This window comes from Pseudomonas sp. GM_Psu_1, assembly GCF_026544185.1.
Taxonomy (GTDB): domain Bacteria; phylum Pseudomonadota; class Gammaproteobacteria; order Pseudomonadales; family Pseudomonadaceae; genus Chryseomonas; species Chryseomonas oryzihabitans.
This window is the reverse complement of record NZ_JALNUX010000007.1, coordinates 1-16,848: the sequence shown is the minus strand read 5'-3', so window position 1 is coordinate 16,848 and position 16,848 is coordinate 1. Positions and strand designations below refer to the sequence as shown.

Genomic DNA, 16,848 nt, shown 5'->3' with positions numbered 1-16,848 from the left:
CAGGCCGACCCGGGCAGGGCCCAGGTCGGCCAGCGCGATGCAGGCCATGACGATCCTTGCGACGATGTACCTTGATGCGATGAAAGATTCACTTTTCCAGCGAGACGACGTGGGCAGCGAGCCCTGGTGGCAAGCCGTGGCCTGTCGTGGCACGCCGCTGATCGAGCCCACTGCAGACGGACGCTATCGCCTGACCTTTGTCTGGCGCGATCCCGAAGGGCTGGCCGGGCGCTCCGGCACCCAGCGGGTCTGGCTCAACATCACCGGGGTCACCGACCATCATCAACCGGGCCTGCCGCAGAGTCTGCGGCGCCTGCCAGGCACCGATGTCTGGGCCTGGGAGACCGAACTGGATGGCCGCTGGCGCGGCAGCTACTGCCTGATCCCCAGCGGGGAGCCGGCGCCCTTCGAAGGCGAAGCCCAACCCGATCTCCAGGGCATCCGCCTCTGGTGGCGCAGCGTCTTTCCCCTGGCCCAGGCCGACCGGCTCAATCCGCGACGCGCCTGGCAGGGTGGGCGCGGGCTGGCGGTGTCGGGCGTGCACCTGCCGGAGGCGCCTGCCCAGCCGGCCTGGGCCGCCTTCGATGCCGACCGCAGCCTGGCGCCAGCGGCCTGGCCGAGTCTGCAACAGTACGAGTGGCAGAGTGCACGGCTGGGCAACAGCCGTCCGGTGTGGGTCTTCGCCACTGGTAATACCACCCCTCTGGAGCGGCCGCTGGCCATCCTGCTGGATGGGCAGTTCTGGGCGCAGACGATGCCCGTGGGCGCGCCACTGCAGCAGCTCACCGCAGCCGGGCAACTGCCGGAGGCGGTCTATCTGCTGATCGACAACAGCGACCGCGCCCTGCGCAGCAGCGAGTTGCCCTGCAATCCACAATTCTGGTTGGCGTTGCAGGAAGAACTGCTGCCCCAGGTGCGCGACTGGGCGCCCCATGCGCAGTCGTCGTCCACGACCGTGGTGGCCGGGCAGAGCTTTGGCGGGCTGGCGGCGCTCTATGCCGCGCTGCATTGGCCGGAGCGCTTCGGCTGCGCCCTGAGTCAGTCCGGGTCCTTCTGGTGGCCGCAGCGTGGCGCGCCGGGACGGCTGTTCGAGGCACTGGCGAGCGGGCAGGGGAGCACTCACCCCCTGCGGCTGTTCATCGAGGCCGGGTTGCGCGAGCCGGCCATCCTCGAGGCCTCCCGGGCCCTGGTCCCGCGCCTGCGCGAGCAGGGCCACGTGCTCGACTATCGCGAGATCGATGGGGGGCACGACGCCCTCTGGTGGCGCGGCGGGCTGCTCGATGGCCTGGTCCAGCTCTGGCGACCCCGGGTCGCCGCCGACGCCCAGCGTTAACCCCTATTTGCCAGGAGGTCCTATGGACGCTCTCAATCCCTTCGACGATCCCGCCCAGGTGCTGCTGATCCTGCGCAATGCCCGGGGTCAGTGCAGCCTCTGGCCCGAGGCCATGTCCGTTCCCGCCGGCTGGACGCTGGTGTTCGGACCGGCGCCGCGCGCGGCCTGCGACGACTGGCTAGCCAGCCACTGGCGCGATATCCGCCCGGTCGCCTCCCTGCTTTCCTGACTGGAGTTCCTGTGTCCTCTACGCCGCTTTCTCTTTCGCGCCCACTGCCCCTGGTCGCCGCCCAGCCCGGTATCTGGATGGCCGATCAGCTGTCGCCCCATGCCAATGCCTTCGCCGTGGCCCATCTGGTCGAGTTGCGCGGGTCGATCGATGCCCAGGCGCTGCAGGCGGCCATCGTCCAGGGCCTGGGCGAGCTGGACAGCCTGCAACTGAAGTTTGCCGAGCGCGAGGGCGAGCTGGTGCAGTGGATCGACGATGAGGCGGCCACGCCTGCCCCCGAGTGGCTGGACCTGCGCGGGGCCGCCGATCCGGAAGGCGCGGCGCGGGCGGCCATCCGCGTCGACCTCGACGGCGACCTGAGAGCCACCAGCGGCGGGCCGCTGTGGCTCAACCGGATCTACCAGCTGGGTGACGATCACCTGTTCTGGTACCAGCGCTATCACCACCTGCTGATCGATGGCTATGGCTTCGCCGCCCTGGCCAAGCGGGTAGCGGCCCTGTACAGCGCCGTGGTGCGCGGCGAGACGCCCGAGGCTTCGCCGTTCGTCTCCTTTGCCGAGGTGGTGCGCGAATACCAGGATTATCGGCGGTCGGCCGTGCGCGAGCGTGACGAAGCCTTCTGGCGTGAGCGCGGCGCGGCCTTGCCGCCGGCCGCCTCCCTGGCACCCGGTGGCCTGGCGGGGCAGGTACCGACGCCGCGGGTGGTGGAAGCACGCGCCCGGGTGCCCGCCGCGGTCTTCGCCAGGCTGGCCGAGCAGGGCAAGGCCCAGGGCGTGACGCCGGCTGATCTGGCCGTGGCCCTGGCCGCCACCTGGTTCGCCCGTCTCAGCGGTCAGCCGGCCTTCAGCGCCGGCTTCATCTTCATGAGACGCATGGGGTCGGTGGCGCTGAAATCCGGCGGCGCGACGCTCAATGTCCTGCCCCTGGGCGTGCGCACCGACTCGACCCAGACGCTGCCGCAACTCGCCGCCGTGTTGGCCGCCGAGCTCAAGAAGGTGCGCCGGCACCAGCGCTACGACGCCGAGCAGATCGCCCGCGATCTTGGCCGGCCAGGCGATGCCGAGCCCCTGACCGGACCGGTCATCAACCTCAAGCTGTTCGATTTCGCCCTGGATTTCGCCGGGGTGCCCGGTATCACCCACGAATTGGCCTCGGGGCCGGTGCGCGATCTGGAAATCGCTCTTTATCTAGAAGCGAGCGGCGCCCTGGACATCAAGCTGCTGGGCAACGCCGAGCGCTATACCGCCGACCTGCTGCAGGGCCACGCCGAGCGCTTCGGCCTGCTGGCGCAGCAGTTTGCCACTCAACCTGGGCTCACCCTGGGCGAAGCCGATCTGCTGGCGCCCACGGACCAGCACTGGCTGGCCGCCATCAATGCCACTGAGCGCCCGCTGCCCGCCACCACCCTAGCCGCGCTGTTGGCCGAGCAGGCGGCGCGGACGCCCGCGGCACCGGCACTGGCCGATCTGCAGCACGCCTTTACCTATGAGGAGACGCGCCAGCAGGTCCTGGCCCTGGCCCAGCGCCTGAGCCAGGCCGGGGTCGGTCGCGGTGACATCGTCGCGGTGGCCCTGCCACGCTCGGTGTTCCTGTCCCTGGCCTTGCTGGCGACGCTCGAGCTGGGCGCGGCCTACCTGCCGCTGGACAGCGGCTATCCCGACGAGCGCCTGCAGCTGATGCTCGACGATGCCCGGCCCCGGGTGCTGGTGACCGATGCCAGTCAACGTGGACGTTTCCCGGGGCTGTGCGAGGAGCAGGTGCTGATTCTCGACGCGCCGCTGGAGGGGCTGGACCAGGCTCCCGTGTTCGAAGGACCGCGCCCCGGCGATCCGGCCTATCTGCTCTATACCTCCGGCTCGACCGGCCGACCCAAGGGCGTGGTGGTCGGCCATGCGGCCATCGTCAATCGCCTGCTGTGGATGCAGGATAGCTACCCCATCGGCGTCGGTGACACCGTCCTGCAGAAGACGCCGAGCAGCTTCGATGTCTCGGTCTGGGAATTCTTCTGGCCGCTGCTGGTGGGCGCCCGGCTGTACCTGGCGCCACCCGAGGCCCATCGCGATCCCCTGGCGCTGCAGGAGCTGTTCGCCCGCGAGCGGGTGACCACCGTACACTTCGTACCCTCGATGCTGGCGGCCTTCGTCGCCAGTCTGGACGAGCCGGCCGCGGTGGCCCGCTGCGCCAGCCTGCGCCAGGTGTTCTGCAGTGGCGAGGCGCTGCCCACCGAACTGGCTCGCACCTGGGAGCGCCGGGTCGGCGCGCCCCTGCACAATCTCTATGGCCCCACCGAGGCTGCGGTCGACGTCTCCTATCATCCGGCCCATGGCGCCGCCCTGGCGGCTGTCAGCGGCAGCAGCGTGCCCATCGGCAAGCCGGTGTGGAACACCGGGCTGCACATCCTCGACGAGCGTCTGCGCCCGGTACCGCCGGGTGTGGCGGGCGAGCTCTATCTGAGCGGGGTGCAACTCGCCGATGGCTACCTGGGCCGTCCCGAGCTGACCGCCGCACGCTTCATCGCCGCGCCGGACGGGCAGGGCGAGCGCCTCTATCGCACCGGTGACGTGGCGCGCTGGCTGCCCGAGGGCGTCGTCGAATACCTCGGCCGCAGCGACGACCAGGTCAAGTTGCGCGGGCAGCGCATCGAACTGGCGGAAATCGACCACGCCCTGCTGGCGCTGCCTGGCGTGGCCCAGGCGGTCACCCATGCCCGGGTGCTGGGCGAGGCGGCCACCGCCACCGGCGGCGATGCCCGCCAACTGGTGGGCTATCTCGTCGCCCAGCCGGGCGCCGCGCTGGACCTGGAGCGCCTGCGCGCGCGCCTGGGCGAAAGCCTGCCGCCGCACCTGGTGCCGGTGGCCCTGGTGGAGCTGGACGCCTTGCCCCTGGGCGCCACCGGCAAGCTCGATCGCAAGGCCCTGCCGGCGCCCCAGGGCGTGGCCAGGGCCGCCAGTCGCCCCCTGTCGCCGGGGCTGGAAAGCGATCTGGCCGCGGCGTTTTCCGAGGTGCTCGGCTGCGCCATCGTCGGTGCGGACGACGACTTCTTTGCCCTGGGCGGTCATTCGCTGCTGGCCATGACCCTGGCCGCCACGCTGCGTCGGCGCCTGGGGCAGCCGGTGTCCATCGGCCAGATCATGGTTGCCTCCAGTGTCGCCCGCCTGGCCCGGCAGCTGGAGCAGGATGCGGCCAGCGCGACCCGCGCCGGCTTCGAGACCCTGCTGCCGCTGCGCCCGGGCGATGGCCCCACGCTGTTCTGTTTCCACCCGGCCTCGGGCTTCGCCTGGCAATTCAGCGTGCTGGCGCGCCACCTGGATCCGCGCTGGTCGCTGCTCGGCATCCAGTCGCCGCGTCCGGACGGCCCCCTGGCCCAGGGCGCCGACCTGGAAGCCGTCATCCAGCGCCATCTGCGCACCCTGCGCGAGGTGCAGCCGCAGGGGCCCTATCATCTGCTCGGCTATTCCCTGGGTGGCACCCTGGCCCAGGGCCTGGCGGCGCGGCTGCAGGCGGCAGGAGAGCAGGTCGCCTTCCTTGGCCTGCTCGACACCTATCCGCCGGAAACCCAGAACTGGCAAGAACGCGAAGGCCAGCGCGAGCTGGACCCGGAGGTGCTGGCCGAGGTCAATCGCGAGCGCGAGGCCTTCCTGGCGGCCCAGCAGGGCCTGACCGATCCCGCGCTGGGGGAGGGGGCGGAGCTGTTCGCCACCATCGAAGGCAACTACGCCGACTCGGTGCGGCTGCTGGCCACGGCGTGCAGCGCGCGTTTCGATGGCGAGGCGCTGATGTTCGTCGCCCGGCGCACGCTGCCGGCGGGAATGGACGTCAAGGCCACCTGGGCGCCCTGGATCACCCGCCTGCAGGCCCACGAGGTGGATTGCGCCCACGTCGACATCATCGCCCCGGCCCAGCTGGCGCAGATCGGCCCGGTGCTGAATCGGGCGTTGAAGGCGCTGTGACGGCTCGCGGGTTCGGCTCGACGGCGACTCCCCGCTCAGGCAAGGTGTGAAGCCTGGGCGGGGCAGGAGAGATGATCGGCCAGGCCGCTCCTTCTCTCGTTGCAGGTGGACCCATGGCGAAAAGCGTGACCATTCAGGATGTCGCCCGGCAGGCAGGCTTGTCCAAGTCTGCCGTTTCGCGCTACCTGAATCACAGTCTGAGCCTGCCACCCGCCACGGCGCAGCGTATCGAAGGGGCCATCGAGGCCCTGGGCTTTCGGCGCAACAGCCTGGCCCAACGCCTGAGCAAGGGCGGCAGCGAGACCATCGGGCTGGTGCTGCCGGACATCGCCAACCCCTTTTTCGCCGAGCTGGCCGACGCCGCCGAGGCCACGGCCTTCGCCCATGGCTACAACCTGGTGCTCTGCCTGACGCGCAACGATCCGGCGCGGGAAATCCAGTACGTCCACTGGAAGGGATCGCGCCGCGTGGATGGTCTGCTGTTCATCACCAACCGCGCGGATGACGGGACGCTGGCGGCGCAACTGGGCGCCTACCGGGAGATCGTGTTGCTGGACGAGGATGTCCCGGGTACCTCGATGCCCAAGGTCTTCGCCGACAATGTCGCCGGCGGCCGACTGGCCACCGAGCATCTGATCCGCCAGGGGCATCGGCGCATCGCCCATGTCTCCGGACCGGCAGCGGTGATGAGCGTGAGGGAGCGGCGCGAGGGCTATGAGCTGGCCCTGGCCGCGGCCGGAATACCCTTGCGTCCCGATTATCTGCTGCTGGGGGAGTACAGCCGCGACTTCGGGCGTCAGGCGGCCGCGACCCTGCTGGATCTGCCGGAGCCGCCTCAGGCGATCTTCGCCGCCAGCGACTTCATCGCGGTAGGGGTGCTCGATACCCTGCGCGAACGCGGCCTGGCAGTTCCCGGTGCCCTGTCCCTGGTCGGCTTCGACGACGCGCCCTACGCGGAATTGCTCACGCCGCCGCTCAGTACCGTGCGCCAGTCGGCGCGGGACCTGGGTCGCCAGGGAATCGAAGCCCTGCTGGCGGTGCTTGCCGGGCAGCCGGTAGTCGGGGAGCAGCGGGTCGCCGTGACCCTGGTGGAACGCGGCTCGGTCGCCCCAGCGCCTGCCCCAAGGTAGCACTTGGCGTTTCCATTCTGCCCAGTCGTGGAGCACTCCGGTGGCTGTCCGGCCAGAGGCTCTGTGCAGGGGGTTTGAGTAACCATTTGAATTGGCAGTGGAAGAAGGTCCTCCAGTCGCTGCTGGCACGCCTTGTGCTGTTTCCTTTCCAGCAGAACCTTCCCGGTTCTATTTTTTGGCCCATTTAGTAAACCGGTTTACTAACCGCTGCCATATCCGTTGGCAGGGTAGAGGAGGATGGAGATGCTTCGATTCGGCAAGACGTTCGCTTCCATGCTGATGGTGTTCGGATTGGGCCTGGCCGGTAGTGCCCAGGCGGCACCGGCCAAGCGGCTGGCACTGGTCCAGGTGAATCAGCAGGCGCTCTATTTCACCCAGATCACCCAGGGTGCCCAGGCCGCCGCCAAGGCGGCGGGCGCCGAGTTGGTGGTGTTCAACGCCAACGACAACCCCTCCGCCCAGAACGACGCCATCGAGGCCTACATCCAGGACAGGGTGGACGCCATCCTGGTCTGTGCCATCGACGTCAACGGCATCAAGCCGGCGGTCTCGGCGGCGGTCCAGGCCGGTATCCCGGTGGTGGCCATCGACGCCGTGCTCAATGGCGACAACCAGGTGCAGGTCGGCGTCGACAACCGCGCCGCGGCTCGCCAGCTGGGGGAATACACCGGCAACTACATCACCCGAGAGCTGGGTGGCGAGGCCGAGGTCGGGGTGGTGGGAGCCCTGGGTTCCTACGTGCAGAACCTGCGTCTGGACGGCTTCCGCGAGGGGCTGGCCCAGCGCGCGCCCAAGGCGAAGATCGTCGGTACCGTGGATGGCAACAACGTGCAGGACACCGCGCAGAGCGCCGCGGAAAACCTGCTCACCGCCAATCCGGATCTGCAGATCGTCTATGCCACCGGCGAGCCGGCGTTGATTGGCACCGTGGCGGCCAGCGTCGCCCAGGGCAGCGGCGAGCGCACCCGGATCTTTGGCTGGGACCTGTCGCCCCAGGCCGTCCAGGGCCTGGATGACGGCTCCGTGGCAGTGGTGGTGCAGCAGAACACCCGCGGCATGGGCAAGGCGGCGGTGGAGGCGGCGCTGGCGCTGCTCGCCGGCCAGCAGGTCACCAAGCAGCAGGATATCCCGGTGACCCTGGTCACCCGGGAAAACCTGGATGCCTATCGCGCCGACTTCAAGTAGCGGAGACCGAGCATGGACACTGCGACGACGGTTCCCCGGGTCAGCATGACCGGCATCACCAAGAGCTATGGCTCCATCCAGTCCCTGCGCGGCGTCGACCTCGCCCTGCAGCCCGGCGAGGTCCTGGGGCTGGTCGGCGACAACGGCGCCGGCAAATCGACCCTGACCAAGATTCTTTCCGGCGCGGTGCTGCCCACCAGTGGCTGCATCCGCATCGACGGCCGCGAAGAGGTGTTCCAGGGCCCGGCGGATGCCCAGCGCTGTCGGATCCAGATGGTCTATCAGGATCTCTCCCTGTGCGACACCGTGGACGTGGCCGGCAACCTCTTCATGGGGCGGGAGCCCCGCCGCCGGCTGCTCGGGCTGCCGCTGCTGGACGAGCGCAAGATGCACGCCGATGCGCGCCGCATCCTCGAGGGGCTGGGCATCAGCCTGCCCGATACCCGCGCCCAGGTACGCCACCTCTCCGGCGGCCAGCGCCAGGCCGTGGCCATAGCCCGCGCCGCGGCCTTCGAACCCCGGGTACTGATCATGGACGAGCCGACCGCCGCCCTGGCGGTGGCCGAGGTCGAGGCCGTGCTGGAGCTGATCCGCACCATCAGCCGCCAGGGGGTGAGCGTCATCCTCATCACCCACCGGCTGCAGGATCTCTTCCTGGTCTGCGATCGCATCATGGTGATGTACGAGGGCCAGAACCTGGCCGAGCGCCGGGTGGCCGACACCAGTCTGGGCGAGATCGTCGAGCTGATCGTCGGCCACAAGTTCACCGCCCGTTCCGCCTGCGCCTGAATCGGAGGATTTCATGAATACCCTCGACCTGACCCGACAGCGCGTGGTGGTGCAGTCACCGCTGCGCCGCCTGCTGCACGACTATCCCGGCGTCGCCAGCATCGCGCTGTTCTTCGCCCTCTGCTGCCTGCTGTTCGCGCTGGTGACCGACAACTTCCTCAGCAGCGGCAACCTGCTCAACGTCATTCGCCAGAACGCGCCCTTGCTGATCGTGGCCGTGGCCATGACCCTGGTGGTGACCACCGGTGGCATAGACCTGTCGGTCGGTTCCACCCTGGCCCTGGTGGGCGCCCTGGCCGCCCTCGGCCTCAACACCTGGCAGCTGCCCTGGCCGGTGGTGCTGGCCGGCGGCCTGCTGGTGGGGGCGCTGATCGGTGCGCTGAACGGCTACTTCATCGCCTACGCGGGAATCCCGGCGTTCATCGTGACCCTGGCGACCCTGACCATCATTCGCGGCCTGGCGCTGCTCATCACCCAGGGCTATTCCATTCCGGTTCCCCGTGAATTCAGCGCCTTTCTCGCGCTCGGTCGCGGCTGGGTGCTCGGACTGCCGCTGGCGGTATGGCTCGCGCTCTTCGCGGTGCTGGGCGGCATGCTGCTGCTGGGCAGGATGCGCTTCGGGCGCTATCTCACGGGGATTGGCGCCAATGCCGAAAGCGTCCGCCGGGCAGGGGTGAATACCCGCGGCGTGCTGCTGCGCGTCTACGTCCTGAGCGGCATGGCGGCGGCGCTGGCCGGGATGATCGTAACGGCCCGACTGGGCAGTGGTTCCTCCAACCAGGGGGAGGGCTTCGAACTGGAGGTCATCGCGGCGGTGGTGCTGGGCAGCACCAGTCTGTTCGGCGGCTTCGGCACCATCCTTGGCACCCTGCTGGGCGTGCTGACCATGGCGGTGATCAAGAACGGCCTGATCCTCGCCCATGTGTCGCCCTTCTATACCCAGATCGCCACGGGGGCCATCGTGCTTCTGGCCATCTGGCTCAACACCCGCATCCTCAAGACCGGCCGCCCGCTGGGGAGGGTAGGCGGATGAGTCTGTTTCGCCATCCCGAGCCGCTTCCGGTCGGGGTCGACAGCGGCCATGCCATGACGGTGCTTGGCCCGCTGCCGGTGGACCGGTTGGGCGTGACCCTGATGCACGAGCACATTCTGCTCGACGCCTCCGGCAAATGGGTGCCACCCCGTTGCTGCGGCGAGCGACACCTGGCCGAGCAGCCGGTGAGCATCGAACTGCTCGGCGAGCTGCATATGAATCCGCTGGTCAGCCGCGACAACTGCCAGCTGTTCGACGTGGAGCTGGCCTGCGCCGAGTTGCTGAAATATCGCGCCCTGGGCGGGGAGACGGTGGTCGATCCCACCAACCTCGGCATCGGTCGCGATCCCCAGGCGCTGCAGCGCATCGCGCGGCTCACGGGTCTCAACATCATCATGGGTGCCGGTTTCTACCTGGAGCCCTCGCACCCGGCCTATGTCAGGGAGCGCTCGGTGGAGGAACTGACCGCCCAGATCGTCCACGACGTGGGCGGAGCGGCGGAAAAGCCGGAGGTCATCGCCGGGCTGATCGGCGAGATCGGGGTGTCGGCCGCCTTTACCGCCAGCGAGGAAAAATCCCTGCGCGCCGCCGCCCGGGCCAGCGGCCTCACCGGGGTGCCCCTGGCGGTCCATCTGCCCGGCTGGGAACGCTTGGGTCACCGGGTGCTGGACATCGCCGCCGCCGAGGGCGCCGACCTGCACCACGTGGTGCTCTGCCACATGAATCCCAGTCATCGCGACCTGGACTACCAGCACGGACTCGCAGAGCGGGGCGCCTTCCTCGAATACGACATGATCGGCATGGGCTACTACTTCGCCGACGAGGCCGCCCAGTCGCCGTCCGACGAAGACAACGCCCGCGCCCTCGTCGGTCTGCTGGAGGCCGGCTACGGCGAGCGCCTGCTGCTGTCCCAGGACGTCTTTCTCAAGACCATGCTCACCCGCTACGGCGGCCACGGCTATGGCTACCTGCTCAAGCACTTCGTCCCGCGTCTGCGCCGCCATGGCGTCACGGGGGCGCAACTGGAAACCCTGCTGATCGACAACCCGCGCCGCGTCTTCCAGCGCATTCGATCGGCCTAACGTCCGCAACCGGAGAACCTATGAAACAGTCCGTTCTGCTCGCTGGCGAATCCTGGGTCAGCACCGCGACCCATATCAAAGGCTTCGACCAGTTCGCCTCCGTCACCGCCCACAATGGCGCCCAGCGCCTGCTGACCGCACTGGCCGACAGCGACTATGCCGTCACCCAGATGTGCGCCGACCAGGCGCAAACCGACTTTCCGGCGACGCTGGAGGCGCTGCGCGACTACCAGGTGATCATCCTGTCGGATATCGGTGCCAACAGCCTGTTGCTGCATCCGGATACCTGGCTGCGTAGCCGCCGCACACCGAATCGCCTGACGGCGCTGCGCGAGTACGTGCTGCAGGGTGGCGCGCTCATGATGGTCGGTGGCTACTACAGCTTCCAGGGCATCAACGGGGGTGCCCGTTATCGCGGAACTGCGGTGGAAGAGGTGCTGCCGGTGCGTTGCCTGCCCTATGACGACCGCATCGAGGTGCCCGAGGGCTTCACGCCAGAGGTGCACGGCGAGCATGAGTTGCTGCGTGGCCTGCCCCAGGACTGGTCCTATCTGCTGGGCTACAACGAGGTGGAATTGCACCCGGAGGCCCAGCTCGTGGCGAGCGTCGCGGGCAGCGGTCATCCGCTGCTGGCGACCCGGGAAGTCGGCCAGGGGCGTACCCTGGTCTGGACCAGCGACATGTCGATGCATTGGATGCCCGACGACTTCCTGGCCGGCGATGCCTATCGGCGCTTCTGGCTCAACTGCCTGGACTGGCTCTCGCGGCGCGCCTGATCACCCGCAGTCCGACTGGAGATCACCATGCTCGACGATCCTTTGGCCCTGACCCGAGCGCTGCTGGGATTTCCCACGCTCAATCCGCCGGGCGATGAAGAAGCCTGTGCGCAGTTCCTGGTCACGACGCTCCGCGAGGCGGGCTTCCACTGCGAATTGCAGCATTTCGGCGAACGACGTTGCAACTTGGTGGCCTGGCTACCGGGGCGCGGGGCCGGCAAGCCGCTGGGCTTTACCGGGCACCTGGACGTGGTGCCCCTGGGCAATGGCATCTGGCGCCACGGGCCCTTCGCCGGTGAGATGGCCGAAGGGCGCCTCTATGGCCGCGGCGCCAGCGACATGAAGGCGGGCATCGCCGCCTTCATCGTCGCCTGCCAGCGCAATCGCGAAGTCATCGCCCAGGGGCCTGGCGTCCGGCTGCTGCTCACCGGCGGTGAGGAAACCGGCTGTGACGGCGCCCGGGCGCTGTGCCGGGACGCGCCGCACCTGCTCGGCGAGCTGGGCGCGCTGCTGGTGGGCGAACCCACCGCCAATCGGCCGGTGCTGGGACACAAGGGCGCCTTCTGGCTCCGCTGCACCGCCCATGGCCGCACGGCCCACGGCGCCATGCCCGAGGAGGGGGAAAACGCCATCTACCGCCTGGCCGAGGCCATTGGCCAGGCGCGCACCTTCGCCGTCGGCCCGCCGCATCCGCTCATGCGCCAACCCACGCTCAACGTGGGGACCGTCAGCGGTGGGCTGAACATCAACTCGGTGCCGGATCGTGCAGCCTTCACCCTCGATCTGCGGACCGCACCGAACCTGGCGCATGCCGACATCCAGCGGCGTCTGGCCGAGCACCTGGGCAGCGATCTGGAGCTGGAGGTCCTGGTGGATCTACCCGGGGTCTGTGCCGACAGGAGCGACGCCTGGGTGCGGCAGGTCTTCGACCGTTGCGCCACCCTGCACGGCGAGGCGCTGCCCGCCAGCGTGGTGCCTTATTTCACCGATGCCGCCGTGCTGCTGCCCGCGCTGAACGATCCGCCCACCCTGATCCTGGGGCCGGGAGAACCGAGCATGGCGCACAAGGTGGACGAATACTGCGAGGTGCAACGCCTGGAGGAGGGCACCGAGCTCTACGGGCAGTTGCTCCGGGACTGGATGCTCGCCGGACGCTAGCGCCGCGCCAGGGGTACCACCATGGGGGTGCCGGCCACGGGGTCGTCGATGATCAGGCAGTCCAGGTCGTAGACCGCCTTGATCAGCGCGGGGGTGACCACGTCGCGCGGGCGGCCGGTGGCCAGCACCTTGCCGTCGCGCATGGCCACCAGGTGGGTGGCGTAGCGACAGGCGTGGTTGAGGTCGTGCAGCACCATCACCAGGGTGTGGCCCTGCTGGCGATTGAGGTCTTCCAGCAATTCCAGCAGGTCGATCTGGTGGGTGATGTCGAGCCAGGTGGTGGGCTCGTCGAGCAGCAGCAGCGGGGTTTCCTGGGCGAGAGCCATGGCGATCCAGACCCGCTGGCGCTGACCGCCGGAGAGGGTGTCCACCGCCCGGTCGGCCAGTTCGAAGACACCGGTGGCCTGCATGGCGTGGGTCACCGCGCGCTCGTCGTCGGCGCGCACGCCGCCGAACAGCGTCTGGTGCGGATAGCGTCCGCGGGCCACCAGGTCGCGCACCGAGATGTCGCCCGGGGCCTGGGAGCTCTGTGGCAGCAGGCCCAGGCGGCGGGCCACCTCCTTGGTGCGATAGCTCTGGATCGCTTGGCCGTCCAGCCAGACCTGACCCTGGCTGGGCGCCAGCAGCCGGCTTAGGGTGCGCAGCAGGGTCGACTTGCCGCAGCCGTTGGGGCCGATGATGACCGTCAGCTCGCCATCGGGGATGGTCAGCGACAGGTCTTCGGCGATCAGCTTGCGGCCGTAGCCCAGGGTCAGGCGCTCGGCGTGCAGGCGCGAAGCGGGGGCGTCGTTCATGAGCGGCGGGACTCCCAGATGAGCAGGCCGATCAGGTAGAGCCCACCTAGGCTCACCGTGACCAGGCCGACCGGCAGGACATAGGGCAGGAACAGGCGCTGGGCGATGAGATCCGCGCCCAGCAGCAGGACCGCGCCGGTGAGGGCGGCGGCGGGCAGCGCCAGGCGCTGGGTGCCGGTCAGGCGGCGGGCGATCTGCGGCGCGGCCAGGGCGATGAAGGAGATCGGTCCGGCCACCGCGGTGCCGGCTGCGGTGAGCACCACGCCCAGGCCCAGCAGCGACAGCCGAGTGCGCTCCACCGGCACGCCCAGGGCGCAGGCGGTGTCGTCGCCCATCTCCAGCAGGAACAGCCGACGACTCAGCGCCAGGCTGGCTACACCTGCCAGCAGGATGAAGACCACCGCCGGCCAGGCCTTGGCCCAGGTGATACCGTTGAGCGAGCCGGCGCTCCACAGGCCGGCGCTGAAGGCGGCTTCCAGGGAGGCGTGGACGATCAGCCAGGTGTTGAGCGCCATCAACAGGGCGCGTACGCCGATGCCGACGATGATGAGTCTGAGGGTATCCACGCCGCTGCCGCGCCAGGTCAGGGCATAGACTAGGGCCGCGCTGAGCAGGCCGCCGATCAGGGCGGCGGTGGTGCTCCAGAGGATGCTGGCCTGGAACAGCACCAGGGCGACCAGCACGCCGCTGTAGGCACCGGTGTTGAAACCCATGATGTCCGGACTGCCGAGAGGGTTGCGTAGCAGCGACTGGAACAGCGCCCCGCTCAGGCCCAGGGCGGCGCCGATCAGCAGCGCCAGGGCCACCCGCGGCAGGCGCCATTGGGTGACCACCAGTTCGATGCCGCGGGGTGCCTCCCCGAGCAGGGCGGCCAGCACCTGGGCGGGACTCAGGGCCAGGCTGCCGCTGCCCAGGGCGAACAGGGCGAGCAACAGGGCGCCGCCGAGCAGGGTGAGCAGCACGCCGGGCAGGCGCAGGCGACCGGGACGGTTCATGCCCGGCCTCCCTGGCGCTGACGGCGCGCCAGCCAGATCAGCAGCGGCGCGCCGAGGAAGGCGGTCACCACCGAGACGCGCAACTCGTTGGTCACCAGCAGGCGGCCGACGATATCGGCCGTCAGCAGCAAGCTGGGGGTGAACAGCAGGACGAAGGGCAGCAGCCAGCGATGGTCTTCGCCGATGGCCCAGCGACCCAGGTGCGGCACCATCAGGCCGACGAAGGCGATAGGGCCGACCGCCGCGGCAGCGGCGCCACAGAGCAGGGTGATGGCCAGCAGGCCGAGCAACTGGGTCTGGCGGACCCGGGTGCCGAGGGCCACGGCCAGATCGCTGCCCAGGCTCAGGGCATTGAGCGCCGGGGCCAGCAGCAGGGCGATAGCCACGCCACCCAGCACCGGCAGGCTGGCGCTGCGCAGCAGATCGACCTGACGCACGTCCAGGGAGCCGAATTGCCAGAATCTCAGCTGATCGTAGACCTGGGGATCGAGCAGGGCGATGCCCGAGCTGACGCCTTCGAGCATGGCGCCCAGGGCCACCCCGACCAGCACCAGGCGCATGGGGTTGAAGCCGCCGCCACCGGCGATGCCGGCCAGCAGCACCACCAGGCTGGCCAGCAGGGCGCCGCCGAAGGCGAAGCCCAGGTACTGCTCGGGACCGCTGGCGCCGAACAGGGCGATGCCCAGCACCACGGCGAAACTGGCACCGGCATTGACGCCGAGGATGCCCGGATCGGCGAGGGGATTGCGCGTCAGCGCCTGCATCAGGGTGCCGGCCACGCCCAGCGCCGCCCCGGCGAGCAGCCCGGCGAGGGTGCGTGGCAGCCGCGCTTCGCGCACGATCAGGCAGGCCGGCTCGCTGCAGCCCTGGCCCAGCGCCTGCCAGACATCGGCCAGCGGGATGGCGGTGGCGCCGAGCGCCAGGCTGGCAGCCATCACCAGGAGCAGCAGGACGGCGGCGCAGCCGAGGATGAGGAGGCGGCGCGGGGTCATCCGCGACGACCGACGGCGAGGGGAGTGGATGAGAACAAGGCGTATTAACACATGATAGTCTGTATTACATGCTAACAGCCTTGCCCCGGCGGCTCGATAGCGTCCCCTGTGTTTTTCCGGTGATTCATGTCCAAGACGTCCTTCCTGCTCGACTTCGGCCTGCTCAGGTCCCACGCCGCCTTTCGCACCCTGTTCATCGCCCGCCTGGTCTCCGTGCTGTCCCTCGGCCTCCTGGCCGTGGCCATCCCCATCCAGGTCCAGGCGCTGACCGACTCGCCGCTCAAGGTGGGCCTGGCACTGAGCATGGCCGGCATCGGCATGTTCGTCGGCCTGCTCACCGGTGGGGTGCTGGCCGACCGCCTGGAGCGGCGCCGGCTGATCCTGGCCGCGCGTTCCATCTGCGGCCTGGGCTTCATCGGGCTGGCGGTCAACGCCAGCCTGCCCGAGCCGTCGCTGACCGCCATCTACCTGCTGGCGCTGTGGGACGGCTTCTTTGGCGCCCTGGGCGTCACCGCGCTGCTGGCGGTCACGCCGATCCTGGTCGGCCGCGAATCCATGGTGCAGGCCGGCGCCCTGAACATGCTCAGCGTGCGGGTGGCGGCCATCGTCGCCCCGCCGCTGGGCACCCTGCTGATCGCCCAGAGTGGCGTGGCCTGGAACTACGGCCTGACCGCCGGCGGTACCCTGATCACCCTGCTGGTGCTCTTGCGCCTGCCGCCGCTGCCCCCGCCGGAACAGCCACGCGAGACGCCCTGGCAGGCGCTGGGCGGCGGCATCGCCTTCCTCTTCGAGAATCGCCTGCTGGGCGCAGTCGCCCTGGTCGGCGCCCTGGTCACCATGGCCAATGCGGTGCGGGTGCTCTATCCGTCGCTGGGGGAGGACTGGGGGCTGGATACCGGCCACCTGGGCTGGCTCTATGCCGCCGCGCCCCTGGGCGCGGCCATCGGCGCCCTCACCAGTGGTCGACTGAACCAGGCGCCACGCCCGGGGCGTACCCTGCTGATGACCGCGGTGGCGACCTTTCTGGCGGTGGCGGTGTTCGCGCTGCTGCCCGGCTTCTGGCTGTCGGCGCTGTGCCTGGTGCTGTTCGGCTACCTGGGCGCGCTCAATTCCCTGGTGCAGTACGCGCTGATCCAGCGCCTGACGCCGGATCGCCTGCTGGGGCGGATCAATGCGTTGTGGACGGCGCAGAACATCGGCGGCGAGGCCATCGGCGCGGCGCTGTTCGGCGGTCTGGCCAGCCTGATGCTGCCGGCGCAGGCGGCCTGCGTCTTCGGTCTGGTCGCCACCGGGGTGGCTGCCCTCTGCTGGGCGCTGGCCCGCGGTCTGCGTCGAGCGGAAAGCCTGGGCGCCTAGCGTGTAAAACCGCCACGGCGTTTCTAACGGGTGCATACGGCGATCA

General features: G+C 69.5%; 14 protein-coding genes. 11 read left to right on the top strand and 3 right to left on the bottom strand.

Going from position 1 to position 16,848, the window contains the following annotated elements; all coding sequences use genetic code 11:
• The first annotated feature begins 79 nt into the window (after positions 1 to 79).
• The 10 genes from fes to OXS31_RS13750 all read left to right on the top strand — a co-directional run bounded on the left by fes (position 80) and on the right by OXS31_RS13750 (position 12,665).
• Positions 80 to 1,333: an enterochelin esterase gene (gene fes, locus OXS31_RS13795; RefSeq protein ID WP_267399620.1), complete on the top strand. Its 1,254-nt coding sequence runs from the start codon at positions 80 to 82 to the stop codon at positions 1,331 to 1,333.
• A gap of 22 nt (positions 1,334 to 1,355) precedes the next feature.
• Positions 1,356 to 1,562 (top strand): MbtH family NRPS accessory protein, encoded by a 207-nt coding sequence (locus tag OXS31_RS13790; RefSeq protein WP_267399618.1) that lies wholly within the window; start codon positions 1,356 to 1,358, stop codon positions 1,560 to 1,562.
• Between the two features lie 11 nt (positions 1,563 to 1,573).
• Entirely contained in the window at positions 1,574 to 5,512 is a 3,939-nt protein-coding gene (locus tag OXS31_RS13785) for an enterobactin synthase subunit F (protein WP_267399616.1), read from the top strand.
• A 113-nt stretch (positions 5,513 to 5,625) separates the two neighbouring features.
• On the top strand, positions 5,626 to 6,642 hold the full coding sequence (locus OXS31_RS13780) for a LacI family DNA-binding transcriptional regulator (protein ID WP_144959314.1): 1,017 nt from the start codon (positions 5,626 to 5,628) through the stop codon (positions 6,640 to 6,642).
• Between the two features lie 243 nt (positions 6,643 to 6,885).
• Complete coding sequence (locus OXS31_RS13775) at positions 6,886 to 7,827, top strand: substrate-binding domain-containing protein (protein ID WP_267399610.1); 942 nt, start codon at positions 6,886 to 6,888, stop codon at positions 7,825 to 7,827.
• A 12-nt stretch (positions 7,828 to 7,839) separates the two neighbouring features.
• Complete coding sequence (locus OXS31_RS13770) at positions 7,840 to 8,616, top strand: ATP-binding cassette domain-containing protein (RefSeq protein WP_027599921.1); 777 nt, start codon at positions 7,840 to 7,842, stop codon at positions 8,614 to 8,616.
• A 13-nt stretch (positions 8,617 to 8,629) separates the two neighbouring features.
• Complete coding sequence (locus tag OXS31_RS13765) at positions 8,630 to 9,649, top strand: ABC transporter permease (RefSeq protein WP_027599920.1); 1,020 nt, start codon at positions 8,630 to 8,632, stop codon at positions 9,647 to 9,649.
• A complete protein-coding gene (locus OXS31_RS13760) occupies positions 9,646 to 10,731 on the top strand; it encodes a phosphotriesterase-related protein (protein WP_267399601.1) in 1,086 nt (361 codons plus the stop codon). Before OXS31_RS13765 ends, OXS31_RS13760 begins: the two co-directional genes overlap by 4 nt.
• 20 nt (positions 10,732 to 10,751) lie before the next feature.
• The gene (locus OXS31_RS13755; RefSeq protein WP_144959312.1) at positions 10,752 to 11,507 is read left to right on the top strand and encodes a glutamine amidotransferase; all 756 of its coding nucleotides are present in this window, start codon (positions 10,752 to 10,754) and stop codon (positions 11,505 to 11,507) included.
• A 27-nt stretch (positions 11,508 to 11,534) separates the two neighbouring features.
• The gene (locus OXS31_RS13750; RefSeq protein WP_267399598.1) at positions 11,535 to 12,665 is read left to right on the top strand and encodes a M20 family metallopeptidase; all 1,131 of its coding nucleotides are present in this window, start codon (positions 11,535 to 11,537) and stop codon (positions 12,663 to 12,665) included.
• Here OXS31_RS13750 and OXS31_RS13745 read toward each other — a convergent pair.
• From OXS31_RS13745 to fepD, 3 genes are read right to left on the bottom strand one after another with little or no spacing between them, the layout of a single operon-like run.
• Positions 12,662 to 13,459, bottom strand: coding sequence for an ATP-binding cassette domain-containing protein (locus OXS31_RS13745; RefSeq protein ID WP_042133240.1), 798 nt, complete (start codon positions 13,457 to 13,459; stop codon positions 12,662 to 12,664). The two genes, OXS31_RS13750 and OXS31_RS13745, sit on opposite strands and share 4 nt — an antisense overlap.
• Entirely contained in the window at positions 13,456 to 14,454 is a 999-nt protein-coding gene (gene fepG, locus OXS31_RS13740) for an iron-enterobactin ABC transporter permease (RefSeq protein WP_144959308.1), read from the bottom strand. The genes OXS31_RS13745 and fepG overlap by 4 nt, the downstream gene beginning before the upstream one ends.
• On the bottom strand, positions 14,451 to 15,446 hold the full coding sequence (fepD, locus tag OXS31_RS13735; protein WP_144959306.1) for a Fe(3+)-siderophore ABC transporter permease: 996 nt from the start codon (positions 15,444 to 15,446) through the stop codon (positions 14,451 to 14,453). Before fepD ends, fepG begins: the two co-directional genes overlap by 4 nt.
• 126 nt (positions 15,447 to 15,572) lie before the next feature.
• On the opposite strand from fepD, the gene entS reads away from it, so the two are divergent.
• Entirely contained in the window at positions 15,573 to 16,802 is a 1,230-nt protein-coding gene (gene entS / locus OXS31_RS13730; protein ID WP_007160302.1) for an enterobactin transporter EntS, read from the top strand.
• Positions 16,803 to 16,848 lie beyond the last annotated feature (46 nt).

Bases quoted from the DNA above. Each gene is read 5' to 3' on its own strand.
- OXS31_RS13780 (WP_144959314.1), top strand. From the start codon at position 5,626: ATGGCGAAAAGCGTGACCATTCAGGATGTCGCCCGGCAGGCAGGCTTG.
- OXS31_RS13765 (WP_027599920.1), top strand. From the start codon at position 8,630: ATGAATACCCTCGACCTGACCCGACAGCGCGTGGTGGTGCAGTCACCG.
- OXS31_RS13760 (WP_267399601.1), top strand. From the start codon at position 9,646: ATGAGTCTGTTTCGCCATCCCGAGCCGCTTCCGGTCGGGGTCGACAGC.
- fepG (WP_144959308.1), bottom strand. From the start codon at position 14,454: ATGAACCGTCCCGGTCGCCTGCGCCTGCCCGGCGTGCTGCTCACCCTG.
- fes (WP_267399620.1), top strand. From the start codon at position 80: ATGAAAGATTCACTTTTCCAGCGAGACGACGTGGGCAGCGAGCCCTGG.
- OXS31_RS13770 (WP_027599921.1), top strand. From the start codon at position 7,840: ATGGACACTGCGACGACGGTTCCCCGGGTCAGCATGACCGGCATCACC.
- OXS31_RS13790 (WP_267399618.1), top strand. From the start codon at position 1,356: ATGGACGCTCTCAATCCCTTCGACGATCCCGCCCAGGTGCTGCTGATC.
- OXS31_RS13750 (WP_267399598.1), top strand. From the start codon at position 11,535: ATGCTCGACGATCCTTTGGCCCTGACCCGAGCGCTGCTGGGATTTCCC.
- fepD (WP_144959306.1), bottom strand. From the start codon at position 15,446: ATGACCCCGCGCCGCCTCCTCATCCTCGGCTGCGCCGCCGTCCTGCTG.
- OXS31_RS13775 (WP_267399610.1), top strand. From the start codon at position 6,886: ATGCTTCGATTCGGCAAGACGTTCGCTTCCATGCTGATGGTGTTCGGA.
- OXS31_RS13755 (WP_144959312.1), top strand. From the start codon at position 10,752: ATGAAACAGTCCGTTCTGCTCGCTGGCGAATCCTGGGTCAGCACCGCG.
- entS (WP_007160302.1), top strand. From the start codon at position 15,573: ATGTCCAAGACGTCCTTCCTGCTCGACTTCGGCCTGCTCAGGTCCCAC.
- OXS31_RS13745 (WP_042133240.1), bottom strand. From the start codon at position 13,459: ATGAACGACGCCCCCGCTTCGCGCCTGCACGCCGAGCGCCTGACCCTG.